Genomic DNA, 23262 nt, shown 5'->3' with positions numbered 1-23262 from the left:
TGTTTACTCCTTTTCTGTTTCAATATCTGTTTCAATTTTTGTTTCAATTTTTGCTTCAATTTTTTGTTTTGGTGTTTCTGCTTTTTTAGCGGGACAATCATTTTCATTTTCTTTGCCAAAGCCGTAGCGGAAGCTGACCGCCTTTACAGGACAGGCACGGATACATTTACCGCAGCGTATGCATTCGGCGTGGTCGGGAGTTTTGGTTACATCTACATCCATCTTGCATACTTTGGCACACTTTCCGCAGGAAATACATTTGTGTTTGTCTACTTTCATTCCGAAAAGCGACACCTTGTTAAGCAATGCATAAAATGCACCGAGAGGACACAGCCACTTACAGAACGGTCTGTAGAAAAGTACACTCAGTACGATTACCGTAATCAATATGCCCAGTTTCCACGAAAAGAGCGTACCCAGTGCGGCACGGATTCCCGAATTGACGGCAGCAAGAGGGATTGCCCCCTCGAGTACCCCTTGAGGACAAAGATACTTACAGAAAAAAGGATCTCCCATATCCACATCGTTTGTAATAAGCATTGGCAGCAAAATTACAGCAAAAAGTAAAACTGCATATTTTATGTATGTCAGCGGTTTTAGCTTTTTAGTGGAAAGCTTTTTTGTCGGTATCTTATGTAACAGTTCCTGAAGCCATCCGAACGGACATAAAAAACCGCAGATAAAACGTCCGAGCAGAACCCCTATCAATATGAGGAATCCTGTGATATAATATGAAAAACTAAATTTTGACGAACCCACCACTGCCTGAAACGAGCCGATTGGGCAGGCGCCCGATGCCGCCGGGCAGGAATAGCAATTCAGTCCCGGCACACAAACAGCCTTTCCTTTGCCTTGATAAATTCCGCCCTTAAAAAAATTCGGCAGATGAATATTGCTCAGCAAAGTTGCTCCTGCTTGAATCAGCCATCTAAAGCGTGAGAGGAACTGCGATACACTGCCTCTTTTTTTCTTTGGTTCTTTGTTATCCAATTCCCACACACTCCAAACACAGCCGGATTGCCTTGCTTAACACGGTTTCTGCCTCTCCGCGCAGAGCTCCGTAACACAGCATCGTAATTCCGCAGATAATCAGCACGATCTGAAATACGGCTTTTTTCTTTCGAGTCAATTCGGTCACCCCTTTCTTTTATGCTCTAATTGTAGCACATAGGATGTAAAATCTCTGTTAAGAATTAAAACTTAACAAAAACTTTATGTATGAGCGATATAATTAAATTATCAAAGAAATATTAAAACACAATAAGGAGAGTTTTTATGCGTATTTTAGTAATTGAAGATGAGCGTGCGCTGTGCGAGACAATTGTTCGCAGCCTTAAACGACTGGCATACAGCGTTGATTTTTGCTATGACGGAAACAAAGCAAATGAGTTGCTCGGAATGGAAAAGTACGATCTTGTTTTACTTGATCTGAATTTACCCGGTGCAGACGGGATGACGGTACTGCGAACTCTGCGAGAAACCGACAGGGATACCGGAGTGTTAATTCTTTCGGCACGCTGTGAGGTTGCCGATAAGGTGGAGGGACTGGATGCCGGAGCAAACGATTATCTGACAAAGCCGTTTCATTTGGAGGAGCTTGAGGCACGAATACGCAGTCTGACTCGCCGGCGTTTTACACAAAACAATGTTGTTTTGAACTGTGGAAGGGTTGCTTTTGACACCAAAGCCCGTGTTGCCGTTGCTGACGGTCAGGAACTGTCACTTACCCGAAAAGAAATCGGAATACTTGAATATTTACTTCTTAATCAAGGTCGCCCCGTCAGTCAGGAAGAACTGCTCGACCATGTTTGGGATAACAGTGTTGACAATTTCAGCAATTCAATAAGAGTACATATTTCTGCATTACGAAAGAAACTGCGTGCGGCACTCGGCTATGACCCGATTCGCAATCGCATTGGTGAAGGATATGTTATGGAGGAAGAAAAAGAATGAAAAAGCTATCCTTGCAATGGCGCATAACTCTGATGACTGCACTTCTTATCGGAGCTACCTGTGTTTTTATGAATGTTCTTATCGGCTATTCCGGCAGCCGTTACATGGATTCCATAGGCTCTTATGTTACAGGTTACGGAGATACGGACAAAGGAGAACCTGACTTTTTCGATCCCGAACACGAAAAGCTTGATCGTGAATTAACTATCGTAATTAACGGAGCACAGGAATCCTTTATCACTACCAATTGGTATATTACGGCGGTGGCAACATTGTTAGGCGGTGTGCTTGCGTATTTTTTAAGCGGGCATGCGCTGAAGCCTCTGCGTACTTTTACAGCTCGGGTTGAAAAGGTTCAACCTAACAATTTGACGGATATGAAGATAACCGAAGAGGTTCCGCCTGAAATGAGACAGTTTGTCAAGTCATTTAATCGGATGCTTGACCGTCTTGATGAGGGATTTACCGCTCAACGACAGTTCACGGGAAATGCGGCGCACGAGTTGCGTACGCCGCTTTCGCTGATGCAGGCACAGCTTGAACTTTTTTCGGCAGAGCATCCCGAGATGTTGCCGGAAACGGCGGAGTTCCTCCGATTGTTGCGTGAGCAGACCGAACGAATGACGCAAATGACAAAAACCCTGTTGGAAATGAGTGAGCTTCGGACAGTATCGTGTGCCGACCGCATAGAGATAGCTCCTATGGTAGAAGAGATTTTCACTGACCTTGCACCCCTTGCAGAGAAGAACAACATTACACTTGAAAGCACAGGCGATGCTGTTATGACAGGCAGTGACACGCTGATTTACCGTTTGTTATATAATCTGACCGAAAACGCTATACGCTACAACCGTTTTGACGGTACAGTGAATATTACCGTAACGCACAAAGACAATCAGCTTGTTATTACGGTTGCGGATACCGGCTACGGCATCCCCGAACAATACAGAGAAAGTATTTTTCAGCCCTTCTTTCGTGTGGATAAATCCCGAAGCAGGGAATACGGCGGCGTAGGCTTGGGGCTTTCTTTGGTGTGGGAAATCGTCACACTGCACAATGGTAAAGTCCGTGTGGAAGAAAGTTCGGAAAAGGGTACTGCTATATCAGTAAAGTTCCCGACAGATGCGATAAAAATATAATATTTTGCAAATTTTTTTTAGTAAATTGTTGAAATTACCGTAGTCCTGTGTTATAATATAGTTAATTAATCGATTAGTTATCAAAAGGAAGCGAACATTATGAGAACAACAGAGGAACAACACAACGAGCGTAAGCGGGAAATGATGGAAAAATGCTTTGAATGTTATGCTGAAAACGGGCTGACCGGTACGGGTATCAAGGCTTTGGCGGCAGCGTGTGGGTGTACAACGGGAAATCTGTATTCCTATTTCAATAGTGTGGATGAACTGATTATTGAATCAACTGCATACTGTATGGAAAAGGTTGAGGATGATTTTATGGAAAAAGCTCCCACCGACCCGAATGATGTTGTCCGATTTGTGAGAGAGGTTCCGTATTGGACCGCAAAGAAGCACGGCAAAAAATATCGGCTGATGTATCAGGTCTATACTCATCCGAAATATATTGAGCACGGCAAGAAATTCTTTGAGGGAGTGAATGAGCGCTATACCGAATATGCCAAGCGGTTGGAGCCGAAAATCGGTATTCCGTACACGGTGATTACACCGTTGATTTTTATATTTGTTCGTGCCTGTGTACACTATGCTATGTTTGAGGATGAATATTATTTAAAAACCCAAATGGAGGTCTTAAAACAGGGTGTCGCTCTGTTTGCGGATAAATACCGTTCACAATATTTGAAGGGAGGAAACGGAAAATGAAAAAACGAATACTCTGTACCCTGCTCACCCTATGTATGGTGATGTGTGTTGCTTTACCTATTATGAGCTATGCCACTCTGGGAGTATCGGCATCCGACTCGAGTGCATACGGCACACTGCTCACACCCGACACAACCCCACCGGTCGGATGGGCAGAGGATGAAAGCAACCCGTACGGCACAAAAAAGGGTCAGCCCTTTGCCATCACCCCATGGTATGAGCCGATCATTTACAGCTACCGCAACGCAGAGGGGCAGGCGGCGCAGGATCATACCAAGGTATACAGTAAGTGGAATTTCGGTATCAACATTGCCGAATGTACACCGAGTGCCCATCGGGTTTCTGCTGTCGATAATGTTGCATTTGCTGTTGGAACAGCTTACGACCCACTCGGCACGGGCAGAAACGATCATGCCATCTTTGTCGGTCTTTGCGATATGGATAATTCCAAGAACACTGCGAAGATCTGCTACTGGGTACAAAACCTTGTAAACAACAAGCGCTCCGAGCTTCAGAAAATTGCCGACGCTCCGATGTGGGCGTGCAAGAAACCCGGTTACGGCGAGCTGGAATACCAGGAATTCCGCCACTATTTCAATGTCACGGCGGGCGACTATGATGGTGACGGAAAGATGACCGCCGTTATCACCTACGTCGGCAATGATGATTTATGGGGAATCGCCGGCACGGGAATTGCCGGAGAGCAGGGACTTTCAAGAAAATCGTTTGTCAAATCCAAGGGCAGCGGCAATGCCTATTTCGACGGCTGGAACACGACTCTGTATGAGCGCGACCAGATCACGAAGTCGCTTGTCTCGGCGGATATTGACCGTGACGGCTGCGATGAGCTTATCGTGTACGCAGGCATTGCCGAGCCGGATAAGATCGACGGCAGGAACAAGGAGATTTCCGGCGATTCCTTCCGTAAGGCTGTTTCAAAGCTCTCGGTATACAAAGCCGAAAACGGAAACCTCAAAAGAGTGGATCAAAAGTCCCTGATGACCCTGAACCGCGAGGATGAAAAAGCGGACGGCAGCCGTTACTACGATCATATCCGCTACGGAAACCTTGCCGCGGGAGACATCAACGGCGACGGCTGGCAGGAAATCATAATTGCCGGATATTTCCGTGAGGTCAGGGAAGAAAAGAAGAAGGGCTTTATCTGGGACAAGAAAACCGACAACGAAAACATGGGCTTTGCCGTTTATTACGGTCAGAACAAGTCAATAACGAATGTGCAGAAAACCACGATGAGCGGTTATACCGCAAACGGAACAAATGATCTGGGCGTGAAGCCGAAGCCCGCCATGACAAGCGTTGCGATCAACGGCAGAGGTACGCCGGAGCAGGTATGGATCGCAGGCGGACTGTATGAGGTTCAGCAGAACGGCGCGCTTAATCTTCTGCGCGACACCGCGCGCGAAAAGAATTCAAGCGCGAGATGGTGGTGGTATCAGGATGTCATTGCCGGCAATTTTGACCACAACACGGAGGGCCGTGAGCAGGTGATCGCTCTTGCCGCCGAAAGGCAAAAGGGAAGCGGTTCGGCGCGCAAATTCGACCTGTTCACCGATGTTTTCTACGGCGAGAATTTCGGCAGCGGCACTCTTTCGGTCGCCGGGAAGTATACGGTAACAGCCGAAAAGGACGAGTTTTCCAAGCTCTGCCACGATGCCGACCTTGCATGGGATATGCCGTATAACTGCATACTGCTTGCGGCGGATGTGAATAAAGACGGTCTGTTTGCTCGCTATGAGGGCAAGGGCTACGGATATTCCGATGCACAGGTGCAGGCGGTGCTCCAGGCGGCTCCGTATTTCTCGGAGCTCGGTGACTATGATCTTGATTTCTCCGACGGCTCAACCACCTACACCTTCTCCTCAGGCTATTCGGACACGAAATCGTCATCGCAGAATACCTCCTTCGGTGCGTCCATCGTCGCACAAGGAGATCTGAAGGTATGGAGATACGAGGCGACGCTCGGATATACCATGGACTTTACCAAGAGCACAGAGGATACCCTTTCAAAGGAATACAGTGCCTCCTTCAATGCCGGCGGCAACGATTCTGTGGTGTTGTACCGCGTGCCGGCGACAACCTATTATTACTCACTTTATGACCCGCAAAAGGGCGATTTTGATCTCAGCGAGAAAAACACCATCGCCCTGATGATCCCCGGGCAGCCGGTTTACACCATGCTCGACCGAGAGTATTACGATGAGTTTGCGGTACTGTATAACGAAACCTACAAGAAAGACATTGCAGCGGGAAAGGCAAAGGCTCTGCCGATACTGAACAGCAATGTTTTGCCGGAAAATTCCGAGGGCGACCCGTTCGCCTATTGGTCGAATATCGGCTCTTCCGACGCTTCGGTTACGCAATTTGAATCGCTGAGCAAGCAGAAATATGAGCTTGGCTTCGGTGCAAGCAGTATCACGAACGACTGGACTACCACATCCGAGCACGCCGAGGGAGTTGAGATGGCGCACGGCTTCTCCGCTTCGATGAAAAGCACATGGGGCGTAGACGCATTCAATATGGGTTTTCTAATCGATTTGAGCTACAGCAAAGCAACAGGTACGGTCTACACCACGACGGAAAGCAACGGCGCCAGCGGTACGGTAAACAACATCGACCGCCGTTCGCTCCTTGCCTCCTACGGAATCGACTACGATGTTTCAAACAAATACGGCTTTACCTGGGATTTTGGTATGCGTACATGGACGGCAGGAGATCAGAAGATTCCTGTGTTCGGATATGTGCTGACCAATCTTCGTGCCGCACCGCCCATACCGACACTTACAGGCGTATCCGTAACAGACAATCAAAGTGCAAAAATCACCTGGAAGGCACCGACTGCAGACAGCAGACGCCCCTATACAGGGTATCATATCTGGATGCGTATGGATGACGGCGATTTTGTGCGTGTGACTGATGCTCCGCTGTCGGATTCGACTTTTGAATATACATACGATAATCTGGAAAAGGATACCACCTACACCTTTGCGGTTTCCTCTGTCGGCAATAACGGAACGGTATCGGCATTATCCAATGCCAAAACCTTCTCAACCTTTGCGGGATCTGACGGCAGAGAAATAGAATTACGCAGTGACGGCAGCAGCATCCAGTGGCGATATGTGGGCGAAAGTGACGACGCTTACCGTGTTCTTGTATCACTTTCCGAGTTAAAGGGAAATGACGGCGCAGATGGAAAGCAAATTGAACTGAATGTATATAATGGATTTATACAGTGGAAGTACAGCGATGATTCTGTCTGGAATAATTTGATTGCCTTGTCGGAGCTGACGGGCGATAAAGGCGATAAAGGCGATAAAGGTGACAAAGGCGACAAGGGTGACAAGGGAGAAACAGGTGCGCCCGGTCAGGACGGAAAAGACGGTGTAACGCCTAAGCTAAAAATAGGTGATGATAACTTCTGGTATATCTCCTACGACGACGGACAGACATGGGTATCCCTCGGTGTGAAAGCCACCGGAGAAAAGGGTGATACCGGTGAAACCGGACAACAAGGCGAAAAGGGCGATAAAGGCGACAAAGGTGACAAGGGCGAAACAGGTACACCCGGTCAGGACGGAAAAGACGGTGTAACGCCTAAGCTAAAAATAGGTGATGATAACTTCTGGTATATCTCCTATGACGACGGACAGACATGGGTATCCCTCGGTGTGAAAGCCACCGGTGAAAAGGGCGATACCGGTGAAGCCGGACAACAAGGCGAAAAAGGCGACAAGGGCGAAACAGGTACACCCGGTCAGGACGGAAAAGACGGTGTAACGCCTAAGCTAAAAATAGGTGATGATAACTTCTGGTATATCTCCTATGACGACGGACAGACATGGGTATCCCTCGGTGTGAAAGCCACCGGAGAAAAGGGCGATACCGGTGAAACCGGACAACAAGGCGAAAAGGGCGATACCGGTGAAGCCGGACAACAAGGCAAAAAAGGCGACACCGGAGAGAAAGGTGCATCGGGACAGAACGGCAAGGACGGAACAAATGGAACAAACGGAACAAACGGTGCAAACGGCTCTGACGGCAAAGACGGTAAGGACGGCATCGGAATAGTCAAAGCGGAGATCAATGCAGACGGCGAGCTTGTTATCACCTATACCGACGGCAAGGTAGTCAATCTTGGTAAAGTTGTCGGTGCGGACGGCAAGGACGGTCTTACCCCATTTATCGGTGAAAACGGCAACTGGTGGATTGGTGAGAAAGACACTGGTGTGAAAGCGGTGGCAGATGTAGCCGTTCCCGCAGGCTTCGGAAACATATCCGAAGGAAACATATCCGAACCCGCATCTTCACCTGCTTTGATTGTTATCGGTTCTGTTGCGGGACTTGCGTTGCTTGGTAACCTCGGTTTAATCTTATACATTGTACTGAAAAAGAAAAAGAGTCTTGTTTGAGGCTGCAAAACGGAGGTAACAGAATATGAAAAAACGAATACTTAGTATCCTGCTCACACTTTGTATGGTGCTTTACCTTGTGCCGATAAGCGTATTTGCCGAGAAGGTTGGGGCATGGGGCTCTGCTGCGATACAGCTTGGCGCAGACGCACTGAATAAAACTGTAAACACAGAGATCGCACCGACTGTGTATTTCGGACAAAACCATGAAAATAATCCCGCTGCATGGCGAGTTATCGGTTATGACGGAAACGGTGTTACAAGCGCACAAGGGGATATTACCCTGCTTGCGGCATATAATATGGGTTGGTCAAAGTTTGGCTCGAGTGCCGCTTATGCAGACAGCGATTTGAAAACCGCAATAGACGCGCTTGCAGAAAAGCTGACATCGGAAGAAACCGATGCAGTTCAAAAACAGACGCTTGCAAGCGGAAGTTACAACAGAGAAAATACCGACTGTGTATCTGGCACACAAGTGAATAACGCTGTATTCTGGCCGCTTTCCACAGCGGAAGCGTCTGCGGTAAATAATGATCTGCGAATTGCGGATAGAGAACATCAATATTGGGCATCAAGCTATTGGTGGTTGCGCTCCCCAGGCGCAAAGGGTCGCGATGTTGCCTCTGTGGACGGTTTTGCTAATATCGACCACGATGGGATAGATATCAGCAATATATGGGGTGTTCGTCCCGCTTTTAAATTAAATCTGAACTCTGTCCTTTTTGCATCTGCCGCTGTGGGCGGAAAGCCTGACGGAGGATTGACCGCAGTCCCCGAATATAGCGGCAACGAGTGGAAATTGACGCTTTTAGATAACAGCAACAATTTTGCCGTGACGGAAAAAGCTATCAGCGCCGCCCCAGGCGATACCGTTGTGCTGAATTACACCGGGGCGTCCGCATGGCTAAATGAATATATCTCCGCCATCATTGCGGATAGTAGCGGCGCACAGTATTATGGCAGGATCACGCGTCCTGACATGGGAAACGGAACGGTTGAGATCAAAATCCCGTCCGACCTTGCACCGGGCAGCTATACCCTGAAGGTCTTCAGCGAACAGTATAACGGCGATTATAATACCGATTATGCAAGTAATTTCACAGACATTGCGCTGACGGTGGAAAATCAGCCTGACGAGCAGTTTACCCTCGCCCCCGGCGGCAGATACTATTTCGACCTTTCGGCGATGAATATTCCCAGAACGGTAAACAGCAATCTGCCGGACAGCACACTTCATTATGTGCCGTTTACCTATGCCGGAACGGTCAATGCCTACAAGCTCACATCGGAGACGGCAACCACCGAGGAGTATGCACAGAAGAATAAATATCCCCACAGCCTGTTCGTGGCGGATTTTGCCGTAACAAATGATGTAAGCTGGGATAACCTGAATGCCAAAGAGCTGATTTTCGGCAAGGGCTATGCCGCAGGCGGCGTGGACTATACGCTGCGCGCGCCGTCCGTGGGAAGTGGTAGCAGAGGCTCGAGTAATTTGGGCACGCCCCAAAGCAACGAATGGGACAGGATACTGGACAAGAACGGCGGATATATCAAAAACTGGGATGGGATGTTTTCGTGGGGGCAGGATACTTTTGAACGTGGTACGGAGCCGAACCGTGCGGTTCGCGGGTTCGATTCGACCCGCCACTGGATCTACTTCCATGCTATGGATTCCCGCCCGTTCTTAGGTTTCCGCCCCGTCCTTGAAGTCCTGAACCCTGACACACTGAGCCCTGACGGGCTGAAAGCCGTTTCCATTGACCTTGGCGGCGGCAAGCTGGGCGGCAGCTCCGAGGATATTCAAATCATTGTGAAAAGCGGCGAAAGCTTTACCGCTCCTGCATCTGACGGTCTGACCCGCCCGGACGGAGATACAGACACCTACTTTATGTGGCTTGGCAGTGACGGAAACCTGTACGCACCCGGCGACAGATTTCCGGCTGATGTGACGACCCTGACGGTGCAGTGGACAGCCCCGACCTATGCCGTAACGCTGAACACAAACGGCGGAACGATCAACAACGGCAATGTCACCTCCTACACCTACGGCGTGGGTGCAAAACTTCCGACAGCCGACGATATGACCTATACGGGCCACACGTTCAAGGGCTGGTATGACAACAAAAATCTGACCGGCTCTCCTGTTACAGCAATCGGCGGCACAGAAACGGGCAATAAGGAATACTGGACGAAGTGGGAAATCAATCAGTACACAATAACCTTTGATACCAACGGCGGAAGTGAGATTGCACCTATCACGCAGGATTACGGTACAGCAATTACCGCCCCTGCCAACCCGACAAGAAAAGGCTATACCTTTAAGGGCTGGGATAAGGAAATCCCCGAAACTATGCCTGCGGAGAATATGACGGTTAAAGCACAATGGGAAATCAATCAGTACGCAATAACCTTTGATACCAACGGCGGAAGTGAGATTGCACCTATCACGCAGGATTACGGTACGAAAATTACCACCCCTGCCGACCCGACAAGAAAAGGCTATACCTTTAGGGGCTGGGATAAGGAAATCCCCAAAACTATGCCTGCGGAAAACATTACAATCACGGCACGGTGGAGAGATACCGAAAAGCCAACGGGCGAAATTATCATAGGTACAAATAAATGGAATAAATTCTTAAACGAGCTTACCTTTGGCATATTCTTTAAGGACACACAGGAGGTAACTATAAATGCCGTTGATAACAGCGGAACTGTGTTTGTATCCTATTTGGTAACAGATAAGGATCTCTCCGAGGCTGAGCTGGACTCTCTTGTATTCCATGCGTATGAAGAACCGTTTTGCATAGACCCTAACGGAGAATATATTGTTTATGTAATGCTTGTTGATGAAAACATTAACATAACATACCTTCGCTCCGACCGATTAACGCTTGATAATATTCATCCTGTAATCGGCGGTATTGAGAACGGCAAGACCTATTGTGAGGCACAAACCGTTACTGTTGATGAGAAGTATGTTGATACCGTTACCGTAAACGGAAAGGCGGCTACGCTTGACGCAAACGGAGGTTTTGTTCTCCCTCCGACAAACGGCGAGCAGAAGATAGTTGTCACCGACAAAGCGGGTAATAATGCAGAGATGACCGTAACAATCAACAACGGTCATACCTTTGGTGAATGGGTATCTGACAATGACGGTACGCATACCCGAAAATGTACCGTTGACGGCTGCAATGCGTTTGAAACCGAAAATTGCTCAGGCGGCAATGCCACCTGTACCAAAAAGGCGGTATGTGATGTCTGCGGCAAGGCCTACGGAGAACTTGACAAAACAAACCACGAGGGCGGTGTACAGGAGTGGACGACAAGAACCGCTTTTGTTCACGAGCAAAAATGGAACTGCTGTGGTGCAGTAATTGTGACAAGCGAAGTACATGAGTGGAAAGACGGTGTGTGCCGAGAGTGTGGATATGTATGCCTGCATAATGACACAGACAAAAACCATATTTGCGACTACTGTAAAAAGACAATCTCTACTTATGAAAATGCGGCAACCGAAGAAATCAAAAATGCTGACACCGTAACGGCTAAACTGCCTGATGATTCAAAATCTCCTCAGACAGGTGACAACAGCAACATTATTTTGTGGATTGCATTGCTGATTATCAGCGGCGGCATTATGAAAGGAGTAACGGCATTTGGTAAGAATAAAAAACATTCTGCCAAAATTAAAGATAAGTAATATCTTACGCTCTGTCATGAAAATATAGTGAATACGGCACAGTGGGCATAGAAACCTCAGTGCCGTATTTCTTTCAGGACGACTGATTTTGAAAAACTTGGCGAGTATCTTAAAAATCTCTTTTTATACAGACTGCTGCAAGGCAGTCAGAAATTTTACATTTTGTTTATCTTGATACTCCCAATTTTGCAAATACAATTAAACTTAAATAAATTTAATAAAAATTATAAAAAAGCTAATATTTGTCCTGATTTTGTCACTGTCGGTATGTTATTATATGTGTGTAAGATAAAGAAAAACAAAACTTACATTAAACAGCTAATAACTCATTTCCATAGATATTTTCCTCTCTCTTTTTTATTAAGCACTATGCTCGACTTCGGTCGGGCCTTTGCTTTTTTATCCGTAATTCTAATTTGTGTATTAAATAACCAAATATTTTAATTTTCTCTTTTTGTTGCTGATTTCATATGATATTAAAATTATTTGACAATTATAAAATATTGCAGACAAAATTGTAATATTTATTGATATTGTTTACGATAAATGTTATAATGTGAAAAATATGTTGTTATATGACAACAGTTGAGGAGAGAAATAATTATGAAAAAATTTTTTGCGGTATTACTTTGCGCTGTAATGGCGGCATCTGCAACAGCTTGTGCAAATTTAAGTGCAGGCAATAGCGAGAGTTCAAAGGCTGAGAGTGCTGTTTCGCAGGCATCTGAGGAAGAAACCTCTGCGCCTGAAACAACTAAGGAGGAAAGCTCAAAGGCTGAATCAAGCACAAGCATAATGTTCAGCAATATTCAGGAATACCTTGAGTATCCTTCAACTCAGAAATCTTTGGAAAGTGCTAAAGAAAGCGCTGAATCTGCTAATTTATTTACTGTTGAATGTTATGCCGATGATGATACGCTTGTGTATGAATACAAGTACACAAAGCAGTTGCCGGACGCTTCTATTGATCAGATGGTAGAATATTTTAAAAAAAATACAGAAACCCTTGAATATGGAATGGTTCCTGTTATGAAAGAATTGGTTGCATATGTAGATGAAACAGATCCTAAAATCAAGGTAGTTTATCTCAATGCTGACGGCTCTGAGCTTTATAGTATAACATTTGATAAGTCAATTCTTGATGAAGAGAGCACAGATGAGTCAAGTTCTGCTGAGTTGTAATTTTTAGAATTTTAAAAGGATAATAAAGTTAAGTGTCTATTATAAAGTTGTGGTAAGTTTAGTAAATTATGATTTAGCGGACTTTTGGTCGGGCAAAAAAGTTAAACAAAAGTAAAACTTTCCGTCCCAAAGTTAAAAGTTTGGTCAACCTTTTCAAAGGTTGTGGGTGTGGGCAACGCCCACAAATCTTTTCTTTTACGCAATTTAACGGTAGCCAAATGGCTTGCCGTTTGGTGGCTTGAACATAACAGCGAAATCCATTAAGTTGCGATAGCAACAAGAAAAAAGATATTCTTAAAATTTGTACCGTCATTGCATTGCTATGACGGTACATTATTTTAATCTTTTCCTTTTACTAAAGGCTGTCGCCTGTTTTTTAAAACTTAGTTATCAAAAAACCAACTTCAGATTTTGCAATTTATATGATAATCTGACTAAAAATATACATCAGCAAAACAATACACGCTGTCGGGTGTTGCATTTTGTGGCAAAAATAATCTCCGCAGGATTTATTTTCCTGCGGAGAATTTTATTTGCCGAAAATTCGAAAAATCTAAAAAAATTTTGCTTTTTTAGAAAAAAGCCCTTGACAAGCTCCCTTTGGTAGCGTAAAATAGTACAATGTACCATAATGGGGTTATGTACCGACACTGTCGGTCAAATCGTCAAAAAAATTTATCTTACAGGGGGATATTATCACAAAATCTCCAAAGTGTCAAGTGGTTTTTTGACAGGGGCATTGCCCTCAAATTTATTAAGGAGTGATACGCCTATGGTTAATGTCAAACCCGTTAAGCTCGGCAATCGTGAACGAATGAGCTTTGGCAAAATCAATGAAGTTATTGATATGCCTAACCTTATTGATGTTCAGAAGCAGTCTTATCAGTGGTTCCTTGACGAAGGTCTTAAAGAAGTATTTAAGGATGTTTCCGGAATTACCGATTATCAAAATAATCTCGTGCTTGATTTTATTGATTACTCAATTGATGTTGATCACCCGAATTACAGCATTGTTGAATGTAAGTCAAGAGATGCTACATTCTCGGCTGCTTTGCGTGTTACAGCAAGACTTTTAAACAGAGCGACAGGTGAGATTAAAGAGAGCAATGTGTTTATGGGCGATTTTCCGCTTATGACACCAAGCGGCACATTCATCATCAACGGTGCAGAGCGTGTTATTGTATCTCAGCTCGTACGAAGCCCGGGCGTTTATTATAAGATGGACCACGATAAAACAGGTAAAGAGCTTTACAGCGCTACTGTTATTCCTAACCGTGGTGCTTGGCTTGAATACGAAACAGATATAAACGATGTTTTCTATGTTCGTATTGATAAAAACCGTAAGCTGCCTGTTACAGCGTTTATCAGATCTTTGGGTCTTGGTACAGACGCTGAAATTCTCGACTTCTTTGGCGATGACGAGAGAATGCGAGCTACTATCGAGAAAGATCAGACAAGCAGTGTTGAAGAGGGTCTTATCGAGGTTTACAGAAAGCTCCGTCCGTCAGAGCCTCCGACAGTAGACAGCGCTCAGACACATATCAATAATCTTTTCTTTGACCCCGGCAGATATGATATGTCAAGAGTTGGCAGATATAAGTACAACAAAAAACTCGGCATTGCCGACAGACTTGAAGGCCAGGTTATTGCAGAGCCTATCTCTAACCCACGCACAGGCGAGGTTATGGCTTTCAGAGATGAAAAGATCACTAAGGAAAAAGCTGTTGAAATCGAAAACGCAGGCGTTCAGATTGCTTATGTAAAAGCACAGGACGAAAAAATCGTTAAGGTTATTTCTAACGGTATGGTTGACATTAAGGCTTATGTTGACTTTGACGCCGAGGCTGAGTGCGGAATCAGAGAGAATGTTCGTTTTGATGTTCTCTGCGAAATCCTTGACGCCGCTCAGAACGAAGATGAGCTTAAGGAAATGCTTGCAGACAGAGCAGACGAGCTTACTCCTAACCACATTACAAAAGATGATATTTTTGCTACAATCAACTACCTTAACTGCGTTGCTCACGGCGTTGGCAGAACAGATGACATCGACCACCTCGGCAACAGAAGAATCCGTTGCGTAGGCGAGCTTTTGCAGAATCAGGTTAGAATCGGTTTCTCAAGACTTGACAGAGTTGTAAGAGAGAGAATGGCTACACAGTCACAGGATATGGACTCACTTTCTCCTAACTCACTTATCAATATTCGTCCTGTAACTGCCGCAATCAGAGAGTTCTTCGGTTCTTCTCCGCTTTCACAGTTCATGGATCAGACAAACCCACTTGCAGAGCTTACACATAAGCGCCGCTTGTCAGCGCTTGGCCCGGGCGGTCTTTCAAGAGATCGTGCAGGCTTTGAGGTTCGAGATGTTCATTACACCCACTACGGCAGAATGTGTCCTATCGAAACTCCTGAAGGCCCTAACATCGGTCTTATTTCATACCTTACATCATTTGCAAGAATCAATAAGTACGGCTTTATCGAAACTCCTTACCGTAAGATTGATAAAGAAACAGGCGTTGTTACTGACGATGTTGTTTATATGACGGCTGATGTTGAAGATAACTACACTGTTGCTCAGGCGAATGAGCCGCTTGACGAAAACGGCAGATTTGTTCACGCCAGAGTAGTCGGCAGACGCAGAGATGAATTTGTAGATCTTCCTGCCGATGAGTTTGACTTTATGGACGTATCGCCTAAGCAGGTACTTTCTGTTGCTACCGCTATGATTCCGTTCCTCGAAAACGATGACGCAAACCGAGCACTTATGGGTGCGAACATGCAGCGTCAGGCAGTGCCTCTCCTCAGAACAGACGCACCTATCGTTGGTACAGGTATGGAGTACAAGGCAGGTACAGACTCAGGCGTATGTATCCTTGCAGAGGAAGACGGCGTTGTGCTCAGCGTAGACGCACGCAATATTCGTGTTCAGTACGACTCAGGCAGAATTCAGGACTTTGAGGTTATCAAGTTCTTGCGTTCTAACCAGGGTACTTGTATTAATCAGCGTCCTATTGTTGAAAGAGGACAGAGAGTTAAGAAGGGCGAGGTTCTTGCTGACGGCCCTGCAACAGACCATGGTGAAGTTGCTATCGGTAAGAACGCACTCATCGGCTTTATGACCTGGGAAGGTTATAACTACGAGGATGCGGTTCTCCTTAACGAAAAAATTGTTAGAGATGATGTTTATACATCTATTCATATAGAGGAATATGATACAGAGGCAAGAGATACAAAGCTCGGCCCTGAAGAAATTACAAGAGATATTCCAAATGTCGGCGAAGATATGCTCAAGTACCTTGATGAAGACGGTATTATTCAGGTAGGTGCTGAGGTTCACGCAGGCGATATTCTCGTAGGTAAGGTTACACCAAAGGGTGAAACAGAGCTTACTGCCGAGGAAAGACTTTTGAGAGCTATCTTTGGCGAAAAGGCAAGAGAAGTAAGAGATACTTCACTCAGAGTACCTCACGGCGAGAGCGGTACTGTTGTAGATGTTAAGGTATTTACAAGAGCCGACAGCCGCAACGAGCTCCAGCCCGGTGTAAACAAGGTTGTCAGAGTTTATCTTGCATTAAAGCGTAAAATCAGCGTTGGCGATAAGATGGCAGGTCGTCACGGTAACAAGGGTGTCGTTTCAAGAATTCTTCCTGTTGAGGATATGCCATTCCTTCCTGACGGCACTCCGCTCGACATCGTACTTAACCCGTTGGGCGTACCTTCCCGTATGAACATCGGTCAGGTGCTTGAGGTTCACCTCGGCTATGCAGCTAAGGCACTTGGCTGGAAGATTATGACTCCTGTATTTGACGGCGCTCACGAGGGCGATATTTTCCAGGCTCTCAAGGACGCAGGTTACAGCGAGGACGGTAAAACATGGCTTATTGACGGCAGAACAGGTGAGCGTTTTGATAACCCTGTAACCGTTGGTTATATGTACTACCTCAAGCTTCATCACCTTGTTGATGAGAAAATTCACGCAAGAAGTACAGGCCCTTACTCACTCGTTACTCAGCAGCCACTCGGCGGTAAAGCACAGTTCGGCGGTCAGCGTTTCGGTGAGATGGAAGTTTGGGCACTTGAGGCTTACGGTGCAGCTTATACACTTCAGGAAATTCTTACCGTTAAGTCTGACGATGTTATCGGCAGAGTTAAGACCTACGAGGCTATCGTTAAGGGACAGAACATTCCTGCTCCGGGTATTCCTGAGTCATTCAGAGTTCTTATTAAAGAATTGCAGTCACTTGCTCTTGATGTTCGTGTTCTTGACGCACAGGGTGAGGAAATCGACATTAAGCAGAAGTTTGATGAGGACGAAGACATTACAGATGCAGCTACAACCGAGTTCAACGAGGAGAGCGTAATGACCGAGTCAATGGACGGTTACAACCTCGATGAAGAAGGCGAAGAGGGCAATATGTTTGACGATTCGGGTCTTGCAGCAGATGACGACGACAGCGACTACTTTGACTTTGACGACTTAAACAAGAATGATATGTAAGGAGGAAGTATAAAAATGATAGATAATAACGCATTTGATTCAATTAAAATCGGACTTGCTTCCCCTGAGCAAATTAGAGCCTGGTCTTATGGCGAGGTTAAAAAGCCCGAAACAATCAACTACCGTACATTAAAGCCTGAGCGTGACGGCTTGTTCTGCGAGCGTATTTTCGGACCTACAAAGGACTGGGAGTGCCACTGCGGTAAATACAAGAGAATCCGTTTTAAGGGCAAAATTTGTGATCGCTGCGGTGTTGAGGTTACAAGAGCAAAAGTTAGAAGAGAGAGAATGGGTCACATTGAGCTTGCCGCTCCTGTTTCTCATATCTGGTACTTCAAGGGTATTCCTTCAAGAATTTCTCTTATGCTCGATATTTCTCCGAGAACACTTGAAAATGTTCTTTATTTCTCAAGATATATTGTTACAGATCCCGGCAACTGCCGTGATCTTGAAAAAAATCAGTGCCTGAGCGAAAAAGAGTACGCTGAAATGCGTGAAAAGTATGACAACGACTTTGAGGCAGGTATGGGTGCGGAGTCTATTCAGAAGTTACTCAAGGAAATTGACCTTGAGCAGCTCTCTGCACAGCTTAAAGAAGAGCTTGAAACAGCATCGGGTCAGAAGAGAGTTCGTATTCTCAAGCGCCTTGATGTTGTTGAGAGTTTCCGCCTTTCGGGCAACCGCCCCGAATGGATGATTATGGATGTTATTCCTGTAATTCCGCCTGATATCCGCCCTATGGTTCAGCTTGACGGCGGCAGATTTGCTACTTCTGACCTTAACGACCTTTACAGAAGAGTTATTAACAGAAACAACCGTCTTAAAAAGCTCCTTGAGCTTAACGCTCCTGAAATCATCATCAGAAACGAGAAGAGAATGTTGCAGGAATCTGTTGACGCTCTCATTGACAACGGCAGAAGAGGCAGACCTGTTACAGGCCCTAACAACCGTCCGCTCAAGTCACTTTCCGATATGCTTAAAGGTAAGCAGGGTAGATTCCGTCAGAACCTCCTCGGTAAGCGTGTTGACTACTCAGGCCGTTCTGTTATCGTTGTTGGCCCTGAGCTTAAGATGTACCAGTGCGGTCTTCCTAAGGAAATGGCTATCGAGCTTTTCAAACCGTTTGTAATGAAACGCCTTGTAGAAACTAAGGCTGTTATCAATATTAAGGCTGCAAGAAAAGCAGTTGAGCGTGCAAAGGACGAGGTTTGGGATGCACTTGAAGTTGTAATCAAGGGACACCCGGTTCTCCTTAACCGTGCGCCTACACTTCACAGACTCGGTATTCAGGCATTTGAGCCTGTACTTGTAGAGGGCAGAGCACTTAAACTTCACCCACTTGCTTGTACAGCGTACAACGCCGACTTTGACGGCGACCAGATGGCTGTCCATGTACCGCTTTCCGCAGAGGCACAGGCCGAGGCAAGATTCCTTATGCTTGCAGCAGGCAACCTCCTTAAACCGTCAGATGGTCAGCCTGTAACAGTTCCTACACAGGATATGATCCTCGGTTCGTACTACCTTACACTTGATAAGGACGGCGAGCTTGGCGAGGGCAAGGTATTCCGTGATGTTGATGAAGCTATGATGGCTTATCAGACCGGTGTTATCCAGCTTCACTCAAAGATTAAGGTAAGATACGAAAAGGTAATTGACGGCGTTAAGTATTCTGACCTTGTTGATACAACAATCGGTAAGATAATCTTTAACAACCCGATTCCGCAGAACCTTGGTTTTGTTGACAGAAGCAAGCCTGAAAACCGCTTTAAACTTGAGGTTGACTTCCTTGTAGGTAAGTCTAAACTTAAGAAGATTATTGATAAATGTATTAAGATAAACGGCACAGAGATTACAAGCCATGTTCTTGACCACATCAAGGCACAGGGCTATAAGTACTCAACAAGAGGCGCTATTACCGTTGCCGTATGTGACGCCGTTATTCCTCCTGCTAAGAAAGAAATCATCAAAAAGGCAGAGGCTGATGTCGATGTAGTTCGTGAGGACTATATGATGGGTCTTCGTTCCGATGAGGAGCGTTACGAGGAAGTTCTTAAGATTTGGGAAAAGGCTACAAACGATGTAACCGACGCCCTCCAGAAAAACCTTGACCGCTACAACCCAATCTTTATGATGGCTGACTCAGGTGCCCGTGGTAGTATGAGCCAGATCCGTCAGCTTGCAGGTATGCGTGGTCTTATTGCCAATACATCAGGTAAAACAATCGAAATTCCTATCAAGGCTAACTATCGTGAAGGCCTTAACATTATGGAATACTTTATTTCATCCCGAGGCGCTCGTAAAGGTCTTACAGATACAGCGCTCAGAACAGCCGACTCAGGTTACCTTACCCGTCGTCTTGTTGATGTATCGCAGGAAGTTATCATTCGTGAGGACGACTGCGGAACAACAGACGGTCTTGAGATTTTCGACATCAAGGCAGGCGAGAACAATGTTATCGAGGGACTTCACGAAAGACTTATCGGCAGATACCTCGTTGACGATTTCTGCGATTCAAACGGCAACACCCTTGTTTCTAAAGATGTAATGATGGGTGACAAAGAGGCTGACATTATCGTAAACAGCGGCATTGAGAGAATTAAGATTCGTTCTGTACTTTCCTGTCGTGCTAAGCATGGCGCTTGTAAGAAGTGCTACGGCTCTAACCTTGCAAACCGCCAGCCTGTAACAGTCGGTGAGGCAGTTGGTATTATTGCCGCTCAGTCAATCGGTGAGCCTGGTACACAGCTTACAATGAGAACATTCCATACCGGTGGTGTTGCATCGGCAGAAGATATCACACAGGGTCTTCCAAGAGTTGAGGAGTTGTTTGAGGCTCGTAAGCCAAAGAGCCTTGCAATCATCAGTGAAATTGACGGTGAAGTTAGATTTGAAGAAATCAAAAACGCTCGTCACGCTGTTATCTTCAACACTGAAACAGGCGAAGAAAAGCAGTACCTTATTCCTTTCGGCTTTAGAGTTAAGGTTCAGGAGGGACAGATCATTAAGAAGGGTGACAAAATCACCGATGGTGCTGTTAATCCACACGATATTCTTGCAATTCTCGGCTCAGACGCAGTAATGAACTACCTTATTTCTGAGGTACAGAGTACCTACCGCTTACAGGGTGTTGAGATCAACGATAAGCACATTGAGGTTATCGTTCGTCAGATGATGAGAAAGGTAAGAGTAGATGACGCCGGCGATACCAAGTTTATGTCAGGTCAGACCTATGACAAGAACGATGTTCTCTTTGAGAACGAGCAGATTAAAAAGCGTATTGCAAACGGTGAAGAAAACCTCAGAGAGGCAACATTCACTCAGCTGCTCCTTGGTATTACAAAGGCAGCACTCGCAACAGACAGCTTCCTTTCAGCCGCATCATTCCAGGAAACAACAAGAGTTCTTACAGATGCAGCTATCAAGGGTAAGGTTGATCCGCTTATCGGTCTTAAGGAAAATGTTATTATCGGTAAGGTTATTCCTGCCGGTACAGGTATGCCAAGATATGCAGGCGTAAAGCTCGATGAGCCAAAGCCTGAGGTTGAAGATACACAGGAAAATGAAGTTGAATCAACCGAGCAGACCGAAATTGCCGAATAAAAATTAATAATATTTTGATTTAGCATCAAATAAAGCCCGACAATGACTAAGGTTGTTGTCGGGCTTTTTGCGTGAGATTTTATTAACATTTTGTTGTAAGTATGTTGAAAGATTTGGTGTTTAGCAGACTTTTGGTCGGGCAACAAAGTAAGACAGATGCCAAACTTTCCGTCCCGAATATAAAAGTTTGGTCAACCTTTTCAAAGGTTGCGGGTTTGGGCAGAGCCATAAAAGTTTCCTTTATAGCTTACTTGCAGGAGCAAACAGTGTGCTGCTTGCGTGTTAAGACAAATGCTTGTGTAAGTAGGCGACAGCCTTTTAAAAAGGAATGTTCTATTATATATTGTTAAAGCAACTAATGTTTTAAATTAAAATGCCTACCATTTCCGCTTTTCTTTTGCGTGAAAAGAAAAGCTCCAAAAGAAAGCACGCTTAATGGGAAAGAAATTTCGAGTCCCTTTCCCATTAAGTATCCCTTTTCCTTAGACGACCAAGGTCAGTGACCTTGGAACTGCTTACTTTTATTTTATAAACAAAAGTTTGTGCTAAGCAAGATTTAGCTGAATTATGTTGTATTACAGAAGTCAAGTTTAAAAAATATAAAATTTAGTCTAAACTCTCTGCAATAATACAAAAACCGCTATAAAAGCGGTTTTTAATAAAAATTATCAGTATGACTGTATTACCGACATCATTTTTTCAGGTGTTATTTGTGTATATTTCATTCCGTCAAACACAAGGTCATTGCCGTCAAAGGTATAATCATATGTGTCTGTCTGCTCTCCGTCCATATCGTAAACGGCAGTTACCTTATTCAGCTTTGAATTATAGGTGTAGTATGTGAATGTTGTGCCGTATGAGTTGCAGTACATTCTGCCGTCCTCGCCAAAATAATAGTAAAGTCCCGTTCCGCTGTCCCATGCGCCAACAAGTTTTTTGTCTATCTGCGGATTTTCAGGTGTACTCGGCACAAAACTTGGGTTGTCTATCTTTTCAAGTACGGAATCTTCGCCGTTATTTGTAATTGTTATCTTCTTGCCGTCATCAGCCACAACATATGAATAGTCGCCGTTTATTCCAAACATAAGCTTACATTTAAAGGTTTCCTCGCCTGTCTGCTCGTCCGTACCAACCGAATATGTACTGCAGTATCCCATATTGCCTATGATTAATGATGCGTTGCCCTTGCCGTTAAAAAGGAAAATAAATTTTTCAAGGTTAGATCCTGCGCCCTCGGATATTTTCCAATAGCCTACAAACGGGTCTGCTGAATTTTCTTTTGGTGCGTGTATATTTTCAAGACTGAAATTAGTTGCCCCCGGTGCAGTGGTTTCCGCCTGAGTGGTGCTCTGTACCTGAGTTTCTGCCTGTGCCGAGCTTTGTGCGCCGTTATCCGAACAGCCAACTGCTGTTACCGCAAGCATTGAACATAAAATTGTCGCTACGATTGATTTTGTATAAGCCTTTTTCATTTTTAAATTACTCCAAACAAAAATTTATGGCAACAGCGCATATCGGCTATTGCCCAACATATTAATTTTATTATTATCTGCTGTTAAAGTCAATATTATTGCAAAAATTTATGTTATTGCAAATTTTAACATATAATCGGCTTGCCGTTTGGATAATGTTATAACTTCTATTCTAAATGTTGGTGTAACATTAATAAATTATGGTTTACCACATAAAGTTTAGTATAATAAATTCAAAATTTAGGTCAACCCTTTTTAAAGGGTTGCAGGTTTGGGCAGAGCCCATAAAAAGTTTCCTTTATATCGAATTATTTGGCGCAAACAGCTTGGCTGTTTGCGTGCTAAGACAATGTTTGAAAAAACAGGCGACAGCCTTTAAAAATGTAACGATTAAAATAATGCACTGTCATTGCAACGCAATGACAGTGCATATCATTATAAGCATATCCTTTTCTTGTTGCTATCGCAAATTTAGCGACTTTCGCCGTTATGTTCAAGCCGCCAAACGGCAAACCGTTTGGCTATCGTTAGATTGCGTAAAAGGAAATTTTTGTGGGCGTTGCCCACACCCACAACCTTTGAAAAT

Annotated in this window: 11 protein-coding genes; 8 read left to right on the top strand and 3 right to left on the bottom strand. The window is 45.0% G+C overall.

Going from position 1 to position 23262, the window contains the following annotated elements:
* Positions 1-3: 3 nt before the first annotated feature.
* Together DXC23_RS06575 and DXC23_RS12770 are read right to left on the bottom strand one after the other, a co-directional pair.
* On the bottom strand, positions 4-990 hold the full coding sequence (locus DXC23_RS06575; protein WP_117705354.1) for a 4Fe-4S binding protein: 987 nt from the start codon (positions 988-990) through the stop codon (positions 4-6).
* Complete coding sequence (locus tag DXC23_RS12770; protein WP_242961752.1) at positions 983-1129, bottom strand: CD1871A family CXXC motif-containing protein; 147 nt, start codon at positions 1127-1129, stop codon at positions 983-985. Before DXC23_RS12770 ends, DXC23_RS06575 begins: the two co-directional genes overlap by 8 nt.
* A 146-nt stretch (positions 1130-1275) precedes the next feature.
* Between DXC23_RS12770 and DXC23_RS06570 the strand changes: the two genes are divergently transcribed.
* From DXC23_RS06570 to rpoC, 8 genes are all read left to right on the top strand, one after another.
* Positions 1276-1953, top strand: coding sequence for a response regulator transcription factor (locus DXC23_RS06570; protein WP_117705353.1), 678 nt, complete (start codon positions 1276-1278; stop codon positions 1951-1953).
* A complete protein-coding gene (locus DXC23_RS06565) occupies positions 1950-3092 on the top strand; it encodes a HAMP domain-containing sensor histidine kinase (RefSeq protein WP_117705352.1) in 1143 nt (380 codons plus the stop codon). Before DXC23_RS06570 ends, DXC23_RS06565 begins: the two co-directional genes overlap by 4 nt.
* Positions 3093-3191: 99 nt before the next feature.
* Positions 3192-3794, top strand: coding sequence for a TetR/AcrR family transcriptional regulator (locus DXC23_RS06560; RefSeq protein ID WP_022235195.1), 603 nt, complete (start codon positions 3192-3194; stop codon positions 3792-3794).
* A gap of 998 nt (positions 3795-4792) precedes the next feature.
* Positions 4793-8221, top strand: coding sequence for a fibronectin type III domain-containing protein (locus DXC23_RS06555; RefSeq protein ID WP_158552478.1), 3429 nt, complete (start codon positions 4793-4795; stop codon positions 8219-8221).
* A 25-nt stretch (positions 8222-8246) separates the two neighbouring features.
* Positions 8247-11924, top strand: coding sequence for an InlB B-repeat-containing protein (locus DXC23_RS06550; RefSeq protein WP_117705350.1), 3678 nt, complete (start codon positions 8247-8249; stop codon positions 11922-11924).
* Between the two features lie 603 nt (positions 11925-12527).
* Entirely contained in the window at positions 12528-13106 is a 579-nt protein-coding gene (locus tag DXC23_RS06545; protein ID WP_117705349.1) for a DUF4854 domain-containing protein, read from the top strand.
* Positions 13107-13878: 772 nt separating this feature from the next.
* Positions 13879-17604, top strand: a complete 3726-nt coding sequence (rpoB, locus tag DXC23_RS06540) for a DNA-directed RNA polymerase subunit beta (protein WP_117705348.1) — start codon at positions 13879-13881, stop codon at positions 17602-17604.
* Positions 17605-17619: 15 nt separating this feature from the next.
* The gene (rpoC, locus tag DXC23_RS06535; protein WP_117705347.1) at positions 17620-21204 is read left to right on the top strand and encodes a DNA-directed RNA polymerase subunit beta'; all 3585 of its coding nucleotides are present in this window, start codon (positions 17620-17622) and stop codon (positions 21202-21204) included.
* A gap of 668 nt (positions 21205-21872) precedes the next feature.
* Here rpoC and DXC23_RS06530 read toward each other — a convergent pair.
* Positions 21873-22676, bottom strand: coding sequence for a hypothetical protein (locus tag DXC23_RS06530; protein WP_117705346.1), 804 nt, complete (start codon positions 22674-22676; stop codon positions 21873-21875).
* Between the last annotated feature and the right edge of the window lie 586 nt (positions 22677-23262).

Origin of the sequence: Eubacterium sp. OM08-24 (genome assembly GCF_003438075.1) — a bacterium.
GTDB lineage: Bacteria > Bacillota > Clostridia > Oscillospirales > Acutalibacteraceae > Ruminococcoides.
Note: the sequence above shows the minus strand (reverse complement) of the source record. Positions and strands in the feature narration are given on the sequence as shown.

What these genes read in the sequence shown, in the direction of transcription:
- DXC23_RS06570 (WP_117705353.1), top strand. Translation starts at nt 1,276, where the DNA reads ATGCGTATTTTAGTAATTGAAGATGAGCGTGCGCTGTGCGAGACAATT.
- DXC23_RS06565 (WP_117705352.1), top strand. Translation starts at nt 1,950, where the DNA reads ATGAAAAAGCTATCCTTGCAATGGCGCATAACTCTGATGACTGCACTT.
- DXC23_RS06560 (WP_022235195.1), top strand. Translation starts at nt 3,192, where the DNA reads ATGAGAACAACAGAGGAACAACACAACGAGCGTAAGCGGGAAATGATG.
- DXC23_RS06555 (WP_158552478.1), top strand. Translation starts at nt 4,793, where the DNA reads ATGACCCTGAACCGCGAGGATGAAAAAGCGGACGGCAGCCGTTACTAC.
- DXC23_RS06550 (WP_117705350.1), top strand. Translation starts at nt 8,247, where the DNA reads ATGAAAAAACGAATACTTAGTATCCTGCTCACACTTTGTATGGTGCTT.
- DXC23_RS06545 (WP_117705349.1), top strand. Translation starts at nt 12,528, where the DNA reads ATGAAAAAATTTTTTGCGGTATTACTTTGCGCTGTAATGGCGGCATCT.
- rpoB (WP_117705348.1), top strand. Translation starts at nt 13,879, where the DNA reads ATGGTTAATGTCAAACCCGTTAAGCTCGGCAATCGTGAACGAATGAGC.
- rpoC (WP_117705347.1), top strand. Translation starts at nt 17,620, where the DNA reads ATGATAGATAATAACGCATTTGATTCAATTAAAATCGGACTTGCTTCC.
- DXC23_RS06530 (WP_117705346.1), bottom strand. Translation starts at nt 22,676, where the DNA reads ATGAAAAAGGCTTATACAAAATCAATCGTAGCGACAATTTTATGTTCA.